Source organism: Nonomuraea sp. NPDC004354 (genome assembly GCF_053602555.1).
The window spans coordinates 1,067,435-1,080,113 of record NZ_JBSGDV010000001.1 but is presented as its reverse complement, the minus strand read 5'-3'; the positions used below and the strand labels follow the sequence as shown (position 1 = coordinate 1,080,113).

At 73.1% G+C, this 12,679-nt stretch carries 11 protein-coding genes and 1 riboswitch; of the genes, 5 read left to right on the top strand and 6 right to left on the bottom strand.

What is annotated here, in order from left to right; all coding sequences use genetic code 11:
- Positions 1 to 53: 53 nt before the first annotated feature.
- A riboswitch (cyclic di-AMP (ydaO/yuaA leader) is annotated at positions 54 to 196 on the bottom strand.
- Between the two features lie 340 nt (positions 197 to 536).
- A complete protein-coding gene (locus ACWENQ_RS05030; protein WP_452412910.1) occupies positions 537 to 1,466 on the top strand; it encodes a LysR family transcriptional regulator in 930 nt (309 codons plus the stop codon).
- Here ACWENQ_RS05030 and ACWENQ_RS05025 read toward each other — a convergent pair.
- Positions 1,430 to 2,386: an NlpC/P60 family protein gene (locus ACWENQ_RS05025; protein ID WP_452412909.1), complete on the bottom strand. Its 957-nt coding sequence runs from the start codon at positions 2,384 to 2,386 to the stop codon at positions 1,430 to 1,432. The genes ACWENQ_RS05030 and ACWENQ_RS05025 overlap by 37 nt on opposite strands.
- A gap of 101 nt (positions 2,387 to 2,487) precedes the next feature.
- Positions 2,488 to 3,765, bottom strand: coding sequence for an NYN domain-containing protein (locus ACWENQ_RS05020; RefSeq protein WP_354919404.1), 1,278 nt, complete (start codon positions 3,763 to 3,765; stop codon positions 2,488 to 2,490).
- Positions 3,766 to 3,933: 168 nt separating this feature from the next.
- On the opposite strand from ACWENQ_RS05020, the gene ACWENQ_RS05015 reads away from it, so the two are divergent.
- Positions 3,934 to 4,962 carry a phosphotransferase family protein gene (locus tag ACWENQ_RS05015; RefSeq protein WP_449921328.1) on the top strand — a complete coding sequence of 343 codons (1,029 nt, stop codon included), beginning with the start codon at positions 3,934 to 3,936 and terminating at the stop codon, positions 4,960 to 4,962.
- Here ACWENQ_RS05015 and ACWENQ_RS05010 read toward each other — a convergent pair.
- Positions 4,957 to 5,607: a response regulator transcription factor gene (locus ACWENQ_RS05010; protein ID WP_449921454.1), complete on the bottom strand. Its 651-nt coding sequence runs from the start codon at positions 5,605 to 5,607 to the stop codon at positions 4,957 to 4,959. The two genes, ACWENQ_RS05015 and ACWENQ_RS05010, sit on opposite strands and share 6 nt — an antisense overlap.
- Positions 5,604 to 6,773, bottom strand: coding sequence for a sensor histidine kinase (locus ACWENQ_RS05005; protein WP_452412908.1), 1,170 nt, complete (start codon positions 6,771 to 6,773; stop codon positions 5,604 to 5,606). Before ACWENQ_RS05005 ends, ACWENQ_RS05010 begins: the two co-directional genes overlap by 4 nt.
- Positions 6,774 to 6,884: 111 nt before the next feature.
- Here ACWENQ_RS05005 and ACWENQ_RS05000 point away from each other — a divergent pair, with 111 nt between their 5' ends.
- The 3 genes from ACWENQ_RS05000 to ACWENQ_RS04990 are packed head-to-tail and all read left to right on the top strand — an operon-like array spanning position 6,885 to position 9,499.
- Positions 6,885 to 7,103: a hypothetical protein gene (locus ACWENQ_RS05000; protein WP_354919413.1), complete on the top strand. Its 219-nt coding sequence runs from the start codon at positions 6,885 to 6,887 to the stop codon at positions 7,101 to 7,103.
- Positions 7,104 to 7,106: 3 nt separating this feature from the next.
- Entirely contained in the window at positions 7,107 to 7,598 is a 492-nt protein-coding gene (locus ACWENQ_RS04995) for a PH domain-containing protein (RefSeq protein WP_449921333.1), read from the top strand.
- Positions 7,595 to 9,499, top strand: coding sequence for a PH domain-containing protein (locus tag ACWENQ_RS04990; RefSeq protein WP_452412907.1), 1,905 nt, complete (start codon positions 7,595 to 7,597; stop codon positions 9,497 to 9,499). Before ACWENQ_RS04995 ends, ACWENQ_RS04990 begins: the two co-directional genes overlap by 4 nt.
- Before the next feature lie 151 nt (positions 9,500 to 9,650).
- Here ACWENQ_RS04990 and ACWENQ_RS04985 read toward each other — a convergent pair whose 3' ends face one another.
- Both ACWENQ_RS04985 and ACWENQ_RS04980 read right to left on the bottom strand, forming a co-directional pair.
- Complete coding sequence (locus tag ACWENQ_RS04985; protein ID WP_452412906.1) at positions 9,651 to 11,204, bottom strand: hypothetical protein; 1,554 nt, start codon at positions 11,202 to 11,204, stop codon at positions 9,651 to 9,653.
- Positions 11,205 to 11,248: 44 nt separating this feature from the next.
- A complete protein-coding gene (locus tag ACWENQ_RS04980) occupies positions 11,249 to 12,679 on the bottom strand; it encodes a serine/threonine-protein kinase (RefSeq protein ID WP_449921340.1) in 1,431 nt (476 codons plus the stop codon).

Genomic DNA, 12,679 nt, shown 5'->3' with positions numbered 1-12,679 from the left:
GGGCAAGGCAGGACAGACGGGTTGTGCTAGAGGGGGTAGACAGAATGTCTCCTTGGGACTTCCACCAATGCCTACCGGGTTAGCTGACGGGTTCGGGCGGGGAAGTCGCCCTTCCGGCCCGCAGGCCGGATTCACCCCAGGAACGTGGGTCCCCGGCTCCGTGCTCCATGCCGCACGGACTCGGCGGGTCGACCGCGCATGCCTGTCTGGGGTTACGGCGCGGCGACCAGCGGATCTTTATGCGTGCACCGGCCGTTGGGGGGCCGGTGAGCGGTTCCGGCGCCATGGCTTGGTCGCCGCGATGCGAGAACGTACCCGGCGCCCCAAGGCCAGGCAAAGGCCGGGCAAAGCTGTCAAGATCACCGACTGGTTCTTGTCAGAAGAGGAGTCGCTGCTCTACACCGGGTTTCGTTATCCGAATGTGACCCTGCTCACAGTTGCTTCTGTGGCGACCTGTCAGATCGCATCCGTTACTTTCCTCACACTCCCGGTATAAGGAGAATTAAGGCTTAATCCCTGCGACATACACTCGGCGCATGCTTGATGGGTGGTCGCTACGCGTCCTGGTGGAGGTCGGACGGCGCGGCTCGTTCTCCGGAGCGGCCGAGGTGCTCTCCATGACCCAGCCGGCCGTCTCGCGGCAGATCGCCATGCTCGAACGCCACACCGGCGTCACGCTCTTCCACCGCCGCCCGAGGGGCGTCCAGCCGACGGAGGCGGGCCGGGCGGCGATCGAGCAGGCCATGGCCGTGCTCGACGGCATGAGCCTGTTCGAGACCAGGCTGCGCGCCTTCGCCACGGCCGACACCGGCCGGGTCAGGGTCACCGCCTTCCCGAGCGCGGCCACCAGGTTCGTGCCCGAGAGCTTCCGCCGCTTCGCCGCCGACCACCCCGGCGTCGAGCTCTCCCTCAAGGTCGGCGGCCCTGACGTCGCGTGCCCCGTCACCGCCGGCCTGGCGGAGGGCGCCACCGACGTCGCTCTGCTGACCTCGTGGGATCCCGTCCCCGACCCGGGGCTGGAAGTGCTCGACCTGTTCGACGACGAGCTGCTGGTCGCCCTGCCGGCCGGGCATCCGCTGGCGGCCGGAGAGCGGGTACGGCTGGCCGACCTCGCCGCCGAGCCCTGGATCGACGGCACGCACCCCGACGGCCTGGCCCCCGTCGCGCAGCTGCGGGCCGCGATGGGACGCGCGCCGAGGATCGCCCACCTGTGCGACGACTGGAACGGCCGCCAGGGCCTGGTGGCGGCGGGCGTGGGCGTGATGCTCCACCCGTCGATCGCGGGCATGGCCGTGCGCTCCGGCATCCGGCTGGTCGAGCCCGCGCCGCGACTGCCCGCCAGGCGGATCAGCGCCGCCGTCCTGCCGGCGCCGGGCCGCCCGCCCGCGGTGAGCGCCTACCTGCGGGTGCTGCGCGAGATGAGCGAGACCTACGGCCGGATGGCGCCGACCAGCCGCCCGCCGTAGGAGGACAGGCTGGCGACCTTCACCACGTCACCCGTCTGGGGGGCGTGCACGATCTTGCCGCCGCCGGCGTAGATGCTCACGTGCCCGAGCCCTGAGCTGAAGATGAGGTCGCCGGGCTGCAGCTTGTCGAGAGAGACCCTGCGCTTGGCACCCCAGGCCCACTGCTCCCAGGTGGTGCGCGGCAGCGACACGCCGGCGGCCCGCCACGAGGCCTGGGTCAGTCCCGAGCAGTCCCAGCCGCCCGGGCCCGTCCCGCCGTACTGGTACGGCTTGCCGATCTGCGCGTAGGCGAAGCTCAGCACGGCGGCGGCGTTGCCGGAGGCCGAGCCGGTGTACTTGAGGCCGGTGCTGTTGGGGTTGCCCACCCGGTAGGCGCCGAGCCTGCGCAGCAGCTTCTTCTGCTGCTCGACCAGCTCGAGGATCTTGTCCCGCTCCGACTTGACGTCGTCGCGCAGCTTGTCGGCCTCGGTGAGCGCGCCCTGCGCCTCCTCCTTGTCGGCCTTGAGCTGCCGGTTCTCCTCGTCGAAGGCGGCGAGGGTCTGCGCCCGCTCGGCCGTCATCTGGCCCATCAGCGCCATGCTGCCGAGGGTCGCCGTGGGGTCGGCGTCACCCATCAGCGAGGACCAGGTGGTGGCGTCGACGCCCTGGTAGGCGTTGACCGCCATGCCGACGACCTCGGCACGCAGGCCCGCCACCCTGGCCAGCTTGCTCTTGTACCTGGTGTTGAGCCCGTCGTAGGTCTTCTTGGCCTTCTTGTACTTCTCGGTGGCCGTGTTGTACCTGTCGACGACCTTGTCGGCCTTGTCGTTGAGCTTCTCGAGCTTGGCCTTGGCCTGAGAGATCGAGGGGCGGGGATCGGCGAGCGCGCCGTCCAAGGGCAGGAAAAGCGCTCCGAGCGCGAGACCCACAGCCACCGGCACCCGGCCAAACCTCACGACGACACGCCTCCCAGTGATCACGCCTGGGGCGAAATAGTACAGAAGCGGTGCCTAGCAGCTCAAAAAGTCACCCAATTTGTGACCTAGGCTCGGCCAAGACGGCGCAGGAGCAGCGCCGACTGCACGGGGCGCGCCCCCATCCTGCGCACCGACTCGGCCACCTCGCGGTCGGAGGAGACCACCGCGATCGCCCTGCCCTGCGGTTCGGCCCGCACCAGCTGGCGGATCAGATCGTCGGCGATCTCGCCGGGCGCGCTGAACATCACCCGGACCCCGCGCGGCGCGACGACCTGCACGGGCGCGTTGAGCTCCGCGCCGTCGAAGACGACCGTGACCTCGACCCTGGTCTGCGCGACCAGGCCGCCGAGGCCCGTCATCAGCCGGTTGCGCTGGTCGGCGAGGGTGAGCGTGCCGTACCCGGTCTTGGTGACGTTGTAGCCGTCGATGATCAGGTGCACCTGGGGCAGCGCGAGCAACTGGTCGAGCAGCTGTGGGTCGTCGTCGGCCAGCGCCCTGGCGGGCACTCCCCGCACGGTGGGCGCGCCGGGGGCGACGGCCGCGACCGAGTCGGCGGGCCTGCTGATCGTCGTGGGCAGGGCGAGCTCCCTGCGCAGCCCGGCGGAGGCGTCCTGGAGCGCGTCCAGCAGCACCCTGATCCTGGTGTCCTCGATGCTGCGGCCCTCACGGGCCGCCCTGCGCGAGGCCTCGAGCTGCCGCTCGACGTCGACCAGGCGCTCGCGCGTCCGCCGGAGCTCGGCCTCCCCCGCGCTGCCGGCCGTGGACGCCGCCACCCTGGCATCCTCGGCGGTCTGGGCCAGCTCGGCGGCCCGCTGCTCGGCGGTCTTGAGCCGCTCCCTGGCGTCGTGGAGCTTGCGGCGCAGGTCGGAGTTCTCGGCCCTGGCCGCCTTGAGCTGCTCGCGCAGCCGTTCGGACTCCTCCTTGGCGGCGGTCTTCTGGGTGGCCAGCTGCTCGCGCAGCCGGGTGACGGTCGCCTCCTGCGCCGATCCCTCGGCGGCGACAGCCGACTGCTCCAGGTCGGCCCTGGCCATCTCCACCATGTCCGCCCAGCCGGGCGGCCTGGTCAGGTACGCAGCGGCCGCGACCAGCACGGGGTCGGCGGCGGGCGGCACGTGCCCCTCGGCCAGCGAGGCGACCAGCTCGGGCCAGCCCTTCTCGATCGACTCGGCGACGGCCTCGCGGAAGGTCTTGTCGTTCTCCAGCTGGGCGGCGATGGGCGCGCCGCCCAGCTTGGCGCGTTTACGGGGGTCGAACTTCGCGATGCCGCGCAGCGGCGCCGGCACGGACGTGGGCGGCATGGCGCCGAGCAGCTGGGCCGCCAGGTCCACCACGTTGAGCCTCACCTGCTCGGGAAGCGGACGAGACAGGCCATCACCGGCTGAGCTCATCCCACTGCCTCTCGACTGACCCTTCGCGATTGTCCTACTCACCAAGGGTAAGGGTGTCACACACATGTCCGTGTCGTGACTCGTATATGGACAAGCGCTTGGTTGGAGAGGTACGACAGGGTCGTGACCGAGCAGATGCGCACCTCCACCAGGGACCTCGACGAGCTGCGCGAGCGGCTGAGCGCCTGGCTCGGGCAGGAGGTCTCGCAGCTCTCGCGACCCTCGGCCAACGGGATGTCCAGCGAGACGCTGTTCTTCACCGCGGGCACGACCAGGTGCGTGGCCCGGCTGGCGCCCGCGCGGGAGGCGGTGCCGGTCTTCCCCACCTACGACCTCGGCACGCAGTTCGAGGTGATGCGGCTGGCCAGGGAACGGGCCGGGGTGCTCGCGCCGAGGGCGCTGCGGTTCGAGCCGTCGGCCGGACCGCTCGGCACGCCGTTCTTCGTGATGGAGCGGGAGGAGGGCGAGGTGCCGCCCGACGTCCCGCCGTACACCTTCGAGGGCTGGCTGCTGGAGGCGGCGCCCGACGACCGGCGGCGGCTGCAGGACGCCACGGTCGCCGTGGCCGCCCGGCTGCACGGCACCCGCTTCAGCGACGCCGAGCTGGCTCCGCTCGGCCGGCGCGGGCTGCGGGCACACGTCGACGCGCAGCGCGCCTACTACGAGTGGATGCGCGGGCCCTCGCGCATCCCGCTGCTGGAACGGGCCTTCGACTGGCTGGAGGACCACTGGCCCGCCGAGCCCGGCCCCGACGTGCTGACCTGGGGAGACGCCAGGATCGGCAACGTGATGTACCGCGACTTCACCCCCGTGGCGGTGCTCGACTGGGAGATGGCGGCGGTGGGGCCGCGCGAGCTCGACCTGGCCTGGATGATCTTCCTGCACCGGTTCTTCCAGGACCTGGCCGAGGTCTTCGAGCTGCCCGGCCTGCCCGGCTTCATGCGCCGCGCCGACGTCTGCGCCACCTACCGCGACCTGTCCGGCCACACGCCCAGGGACATGGACTTCTACGAGGTGTACGCGGCGCTGCGGCACGGCATCGTCATGGCCCGCGTCTGGCAGCGCCGGATCCACTTCGGCGAGCAGCCCGCTCCCGACGACCCCGACGACATGGTGCTGCACCGCGCCCGGCTGGAGCGGATGCTGTCATGACTCCGCGTCGTGGACCAGCAGCGCGATCTGCACCCTGTTGTTGAGCGCCAGCTTGGTGAGGATACGCGAGACATGGGCCTTGACGGTCGCGACGCTCATGTAGAGCTCGCCGCCGATCTCGGCGTTGGACCGCCCCCGCCCCACCGAGACCGCCACCTCGCGCTCGCGCTCGCTCAGCCGGTCGAGCATCGCCCGCGCCCGGTCCCTGCGGGTGCCCGCGCCGCCGTCGGCCACGTGGGAGATGAGCTGCCTGGTGACCGCGGGCGACAGGATCGGCTCCCCCGCGGCCACCCGGCGGATGGCGGCGACCAGGTCGGCCGGCGGGATGTCCTTCAGCAGGAACCCGGCCGCCCCCGCCCGCAGCGCCCTGAGCACCTGGGCGTCGGCGTGGAAGGTGGTGAGCACGACCACCTCCGGCGGGCTCGCCGTGCCGCGCAGCGCCTCGGTCGCGGACAGCCCGTCGACGCGCGGCATGCGGATGTCCATGAGCACCACGTCGGGCCGGTGCTCGGCGACCAGCCTCGGCACCTGGTCGCCGTCGGCGGCCTCGCCCACCACCTCGATGTCGCCGGTGCCGCCGAGGATCATCGACAGCCCCGCTCGGACCAGCGCGTCGTCGTCGACGATCAGTACCCGGATCTTCATTTCTCCCACGGCAGCCATGCTTCCAGAACGAAATCCCCCTCGGCGGCGCGCCGGTGGGCCAGCCTGCCACCGGCCAGCTCCGCCCGCTCGGCCAGCCCGATCAGCCCCGTGCCGGTACCGGGGATGCTGGACGGCCAGCTGGTCTTGTTGCGGACCGCGATGGTCAGCCCCTCGCCAGGGCCGCCCGTCACCACCACCCGGACGGGCGCGCCGGGGGCGTGCTTGCGCGCGTTGGTGAGCGCCTCCTGGACGATCCGGTAGGCGTTGCGGCCGAGACTCTCCGGCGCGTGGCCGACCGCCTCCAGCCGGAGCGCCACCTCCATGCCCGCCGCGCGCGACTCCTCGACCAGCCCGCGCAGGTCGTCCAGCGTGGGCTGCGGGCGCTCGGGACGGCCGTCGGCGTCGTCGCCCGGCTGGCGGAGCACGCCGATGACCTCACGCAGGTCCTGCAGCGCCTGGTGGGCGCTCTCCCTGATCGCCCCTGCCGCCTTGGAGATCTGCTCGGGCGGCGCGTCAGGCCGGAACTCCAGGGCACCCGCGTGCAGGCTGAGGATGGAGATGCGGTGGGCGAGCACGTCGTGCATCTCGCGGGCGATGCGCTCGCGTTCGAGCCGCCTGGCCTCCCGGCCGGCCACCTGCGCCTGCTCCCTGAGGGTGTGGACCAGCTGGCGCCTGGACCTGACGACCATGCCCCAGCCGAACACCGCGAACACGAGCAGCACCCCGACGCCCATCATCCACGCGGGACCGAGCTCGTCGGGGCGCCACAGCGCCAGCGGGAAGACGCTGACCAGGTTGAGCGCGAGCACGATGCCGGAGATCTTGAAGGGGCGGTGCACGGCCACCGTGAACAGCGCCACGGCCGAGGCGCCGCCCACCATGACGAAGGTGGCCGACAGCAGCGTCGTCACGACCGCCAGGGTGACCGGCCAGCGACGGCGCAGCCACACCGACGCGCACGCCAGCGCGCCCAGCACCTGCTCACTGACCCGCAACGGCCTGGCCAGGCCGTCCAGGTCGGGCAGCGACAGCACCGCCAGCCCGCAGGCGACCAGGAAGACCAGGATGTCCACGATCCAGTCGCGGGTCGAGCGGCGCACCGGCCGCCCCTCCTCCGGATCGCCGAGCAGGACCGAGGGCAGCAGCCACCGGTACTCCACCTTCATGGTCCCCCACCGTAGGGCCACCATTCGGCGGGGCGACAGCGACCAAAGTCGATACCGGTCTCAACCTGTGGCCGACGCAGCGGCCGCCGCCCGAACCCGAGGCTTGGCTGCATGAAGGCAATCCTCGACGTGGCCGGCGCCGTGCTCCTCATCCAGGGCGTCGGCGGCGTGGTCAACACCGTCCTCGGCTGGTGGGGCTGGGCGCACGACTTCCTGATCGTCAACCGCCTGCCGTTCCTCGACGGCTACGAGGTCTTCGCCGGCATCGGGCTCGGCATCCTCGGCTTCGCGCTGCTGGCCACCGCCGACTCGATGAAGAGGACCGGCTGACCCGTGACCGAGCTCACCCTGCGCCCTCCTCGCAACCTGGCCGACCCGCGCACGGTCGCCTGGTGGACCGTCCAGGCCTTCCTGCTGGCCGTCCCCCTGGCGGCGGCCGTCCTGGCGGCCTACTGGTTCCTCACGCCGCGGCCGGCCGTTCTCGGCGGGCTGGCCGTGGCCGTCGCGCTGGCCTGCCTGCTGTCGGCCGCGACCGTGCCGCGCGCCTACTACCGGGTCCAGCGATGGGAGATCACCGACGAGGCGGTCTACGTCCGCTCCGGCTGGATCACCCACACCTGGAGGGTGGCGCCGATGTCGCGCATCCAGACCGTGGACACCGCGCGCGGCCCGGTGCAGCGCATGTTCGGGCTGGCCGACGTCACGGTGACGACCGCGTCGGCGGCGGGAGCGATCACGATCGAGGGGCTCGACCACGAGCTGGCCGCCGAGCTCGCCGCCAGGCTCACCGCCGTGACGCAGGCGACGAAGGGGGACGCCACGTGACCGCGCAATACCAGCACCAGGACGACGTGGCGTGGAGCGCGCTGCACCGCAGGATCCCGCTGGCCACGGCGGCCGTGTCGCTGACCGTCGCCGCGCCCGCCGCCTTCGGCGTGACGCGCCTCCTGACCGGCGCGGACCAGCCGCGCGAGCTGGTCATCGCGGGCGCCGCCGGCGTGGTGGCGCTGGTGGTGGCCGCCGCCTACGCCTACGGCGTCGCCCGGCTGCGCACCACCCGGTTCAGGCTCACCCGCGACCGGCTCGAGCTGCGGGCGGGCGTGCTGGTCCGCCAGCACCGGTCGATCCCGCGCGACCGGGTGCGCAGCGTCGACGTCAAGGCCGACGTCGTACGGCGGGCGCTCGGCCTGGCCGTCGTCAAGATCGGCACGGGCGAGCACACCACCGGCGAGCGCACCGAGCTCACCCTCAACGCGATCGCCGCCGCCGAGGCCGAGGCGCTGCGCCGTACCCTCCTGACGGGGGCGGGTGCGGCCGCACCGGCCTCACCGAGCGCCGGTCACCCCGGGCACCCAGAGCGCTTCGGGCACGCCGGGCCCGGCCATCGTGAGCACACCGAGCCCGGACACCCCGGTCACTTCGGGCACTCCGGGCACCCCGGGCACGCTGGACACGAGGAGAGCGTGCGGGTCGTCGCCGCTCTGCGGTGGGGCTGGATCCGCTACGCGCCGCTGTCGATCTGGGTGTTCGTCGGCGGCGCGATCGCGGCCGGCGCGCTGAAGAAGGTGCTCGACGTGGTCGGCATCGACCTGTTCAGCACCGCGGCGGCCACGGCGGCGTGGGAGTGGCTGATCGGCAACCCGTGGATCGCGGTGCCGATCGTGGCGGCAGGCAGCCTGCTGGTCGGGCTGGCCGGCGCGGTGGGGCTGTTCGCCGAGTCGTGGGGCAACTACCGGCTCGAGCAGGAGGCCCGGACGCTGCGGGTGCGCAGGGGGCTGCTCACCACACGGTCGCTCACCATGGAGACACGCAGGCTGCGCGGGGTGGCGGTGGCCGAACCGCTGCTGCTGAGGCTGGGCGGGGGTGCCAAGGTCAGGGCGGTGGCGGTGGGGCTGCGCAAGGCGGAAGGACAGGAGAGCGAGGAGGTCTCCGCGCTGACCCCGCCGGTCCCGCGGGCCGAGGCCTTCCGCGTCGCCTCCCACGTCCTGCACGCCTCACCGGCCGCCACCCCGCCCGGCCCCGCCGTCCAGGACGCACCCGCCACCCGCGGATTCCCCGGCACAGCGGACCACCACGCTGCCGCGGGCCGACACACCGTTTCCAGAACTCCGAACACCCATGGGCCCGACGGCGGACACACTCTTGCCGGCGCGCCGGACGCCCACGGGCTCGCCGGGGCCGCCGGTGGACCTACCGGGTCCATCGTTACGGCTCCGGTGGACGCGCGGGCGGCCGTGGCATGGGGCGAGCTGGAGCCGCACCCGAAGGCGGCCAGGAGCCGCCGCACGCGCCAGGCCCTCGGCGCGGTCGCCGTGCTTGCCGCCGCCATGGGCGTCACCGAGTGGCTGACCGGGTGGATCCCGCCGGTCGCCTGGGCGCTGCCCGTCCTCGCCCTTCCCGCCGGTCTGGCCCTGGCCGCCGACGCCTACCGAGGGCTCGGGCACCGGCTGGCCGGCGGCCACCTGCTGACCCGGGCCGGCTCGGCGGGCCGTACCACGGTGGCGCTCGACACCGGCGGCATCGTGGGCTGGCGGATCCGCCAGTCGGTCTTCCAGCGCCGGCTGGGCCTCATCACCGTGTCGGCCACGACCGCGGCGGGCGACGGCCACTACGACGTGCTGGACGTAGGCGTCACCGAGGGGCTCGACCTGGCGGCGCGTGCCGTACCGGGACTGCTGGAGCCGTTCCTGGCCCGGGTCCCGCGCCCCGCCCGGCCCAGGACCTGACCGCCCGCCCGGCCCAGGACCTGACCGCCGCGCCGCACAGACGGGCCGCGGCCCTACGCCGACAAACCGCCGCCCCGCGCAGACGGGACGGCGCGCCGCGCAGACGCCCCGCCGCCCCGCGCAGACGGTCCCGTCGCGCGGGGCGGGCGCGTCAGTCCTTCTGCGGGGTCGCCTGGGCCAGGGCGGCCAGCATCTCCTTCGCCACCGTCATGGCCGCCGCCCGGGCCTCCTTCTCGCCCAGCACCTCGACCTTCGGCGAGTTGGTCGGCTCGTCGGCACCCATCTCGGCCCCCGAGAAGGAGGCCTGGATGACGGTGAAGCCCTTCCTGACCACGACGTCGGCGGCGCCGTTGAAGACGGCGTTCTTCCTGTCGACCCGGTACTGGACGAAGGCGGCGTCACCGAGCCCCTGCGGCTTGTCGACCTTGCCCCAGGTGAAGCCGCCCAGCGAGCTCTCCGCCATGCCCACGGCGCCGGACAGCTCGGTGGAGTAGGCGCTCAGCGCCGCGGTCGGATCCCCGGCGCCCGCCCGGTTGCTGAACACCTGGACCGTGACGAGCGCGCTGCGGATCCCGCGCCGGCCCTGGCCGGCGGGGGCCTTCAGGTTGAGCCAGCGGCACTCGGTCTCCTTCACGCCGACGGCGTCGTTGCCCCTGGCCCGCTCGGTCGCGCCGGGCACCAGCTTGATCATCGCGGGCGCCATCCGCTTGCACGCCTCGGGCATCTGGGCCAGCACGGTGGGCGTCGACGACGGGGTCGGGGCGGGCGAAGGGGACGGCGACGCGCTGGGCGCGACCGTGGCCAGGACGGCCGGATGGGCCTTCTTCCACTCGGCCGCCGCCTTGGCCAGGTGGGTCAGCAAAACGCCGACCTCGCGCAGGGCGTTCTCCTCGCTGACCGACTGGACGCTCTCGTTGGTCAGCAGCTTGGCCTCCTTGCGCTGCTGGCTGGCCTGGTAGTGCACCTCGATGACGAGGTCGTCGACCCGGACGCGGCCCTCGCCGAACGAGTACCACAGCAGCTTGTCGCGCCGCCAGGTGTACTGGCCGAAGGCGCCGTCTCCCACCCCCGCGTACTCCTTGAGGGGCGAGTAGTAGTTCTTCTCCCCCGGCTTCGCGTCCTTGTCCTTGCTGGTCGCCTTGTAGGAGAAGAAGCCGCGCTCGGCCTCGTGCGCCTGCTGCGCCTCCGCCCTGCCCGTCTTGGGCCCGTCGGACCGGTACTGGGAGACGTTGATCCTGATCTCGCGGCTGCGCCAGAACTCGCCGTAGGAGATGCGGCGGTTGGTCCAGTCGCAGGAGGAGACGACGGCGTAGTCGGAGTCCCTGGAGCGCTTGTCCACCGTCGCGCCGGGCACCAGGCGCTCGGCCTCGGCGGGGGGAAGCATGGCGCAGGCGTCGAGCGTCGGCGCGGCGGCGGGCGCGGTGGCCGACCCCGTGGCCGATGCCGTGACGCCGGCCGAAGGGGAGACCGGTGTGGGCTTGGCGGGCTCGTCGGCGGCGGTGGGCCTGCCGTACAGGAGGAAGGCGCCCGCGCCGCCGGCGATCAGCACGACCGCGGCCCCTCCCGCCACCACCGGCAGCACCCATCCCCGTCGCTTCGGCGGCGGGGACGGTGGCTGCGCCGGCATCGTCGGCACCTGCTGGAACTGCCAGTCCGGTGCGCGGTACGGGTTGGTAGGCGGGGGATCGTCCTGATTCCAAGACATGGGCATGGATGCTAGCCGTCCTGATGGCGGTTGACTCGCACCTGTCAGCCTCGAAGCGAGGATGTGACCTGCCGCGCGGCCGTCTCGGCCACCCGCTGGCCAGCCGCGTCGGCCTGCCTCGCGTCCTGGATGTGGTAGACGACCTCCGCGGTGAGGTTGCTGTCGCGCAGGGCCACGCGGTACCACACCTGGCCGGTACGGCCCTGCCCCACCTGGTGGGTCTGGAAGCTGTCCTGGGCGAAGGCCGCCTCGCCCACCCCCTGGACGTCCCTGATCTTGTAGGTGGTCTTCCGGAACGACGTGCCGTCGGACGCGGCGGCGGCCCCACGGTCGGCGTCGAACACCAGCGCCGCCACCCCCGGCCCGTCGTGGCCGTCCTGCGGCCGGTGCGCGGTCAGCCGCAGGCTGATCGAGCGCTCCTCGCCGGATCCTCGCCACACCTTCCACCTGCAGCCGCCGGGCATCGGCGCGTCCCTGCGCATCTCGCCGCCCAGCAGGGCGCGGGCCTGGGCGTCGCTGAGCAGCGCGCAGGCGTCGGGCACGCCGGCGAACCTGCCCTGTCCGGCCTGCCCGGGCCCGGCGACGGCGAGGGCGTAGACCAGCCCGCCCACGGCGGCGGCCCCGGCGACCGCCAGCGCCGCGGGCAGCTTCCACCGGCGGCGCGGCCGGTAGGCGACCGGGGCGGTGTGCGCCGAGCTCGTCAGCCGCTCCCGGACCTCACGCGCGTGCGGGCGCCGTTCGGGCTGCTTGGCCAGCAGGTCGAGGATCAGCCTGCCCAGGTCGCGGCCCGCCCGCTCGGGCGGCGGCGGGTCGTGCAGCAGGACTGCGGCGGCCACCGCGGCCTGCATCTCCCGGTGGAAGGGCGGCTTCCCCTCGACCGCGGTGTAGAGGCTCGCGCCCAGCGAGAACAGGTCGGAGGCCGGGCCCGCGGGCAGGCCGTTGAGCCGTTCGGGCGCCATGTATCCGGGCGACCCGCCACCGCCGACGCCGCCCACGGGCGCGGCCACGCCGAAGTCGGTGAGCATCGCGGTGCCGTCGGCGTCCAGCAGGATGTTGGCCGGCTTGACGTCCTGGTGGAGGATGCCGTGCGCGTGGGCCACCTCCAGCGCCGACAGCATCTGCAGGCCGATGCGCGACACGATGTGCGGAGGCAGCGGCCCGGTCTCCTTGATGATCTTGTCGAGGGAGCGCCCCGTCGCCAGGTCCATGACGATCCACGGCAGGTCCTGGTCGAGCACCACGTCGTGGACCATGACGATCGAGGGGTCACGCAGCCGGCCCGCCGACCTGGCCTCGTGGATGGCCTGCTCGACGAAGGCCGCCCGGCCCGCCGCGTCGAGCTGCTGCGGGATGCGGACCTGCTTGACGGCCACCTCGCGGCCGAGCCGTTCGTCGAGGGCGCGCCACACCGTGCCCGCGCCGCCCTCGCCGAGCCGTTCGGTCAGCCGGTACCGGCCGGAGAGCAGGTAGTGCAC

What these genes read in the sequence shown, in the direction of transcription:
- ACWENQ_RS05030 (WP_452412910.1), top strand. Translation starts at nt 537, where the DNA reads ATGCTTGATGGGTGGTCGCTACGCGTCCTGGTGGAGGTCGGACGGCGC.
- ACWENQ_RS05010 (WP_449921454.1), bottom strand. Translation starts at nt 5,607, where the DNA reads ATGAAGATCCGGGTACTGATCGTCGACGACGACGCGCTGGTCCGAGCG.
- ACWENQ_RS05000 (WP_354919413.1), top strand. Translation starts at nt 6,885, where the DNA reads ATGAAGGCAATCCTCGACGTGGCCGGCGCCGTGCTCCTCATCCAGGGC.
- ACWENQ_RS05005 (WP_452412908.1), bottom strand. Translation starts at nt 6,773, where the DNA reads ATGAAGGTGGAGTACCGGTGGCTGCTGCCCTCGGTCCTGCTCGGCGAT.
- ACWENQ_RS04985 (WP_452412906.1), bottom strand. Translation starts at nt 11,204, where the DNA reads ATGTCTTGGAATCAGGACGATCCCCCGCCTACCAACCCGTACCGCGCA.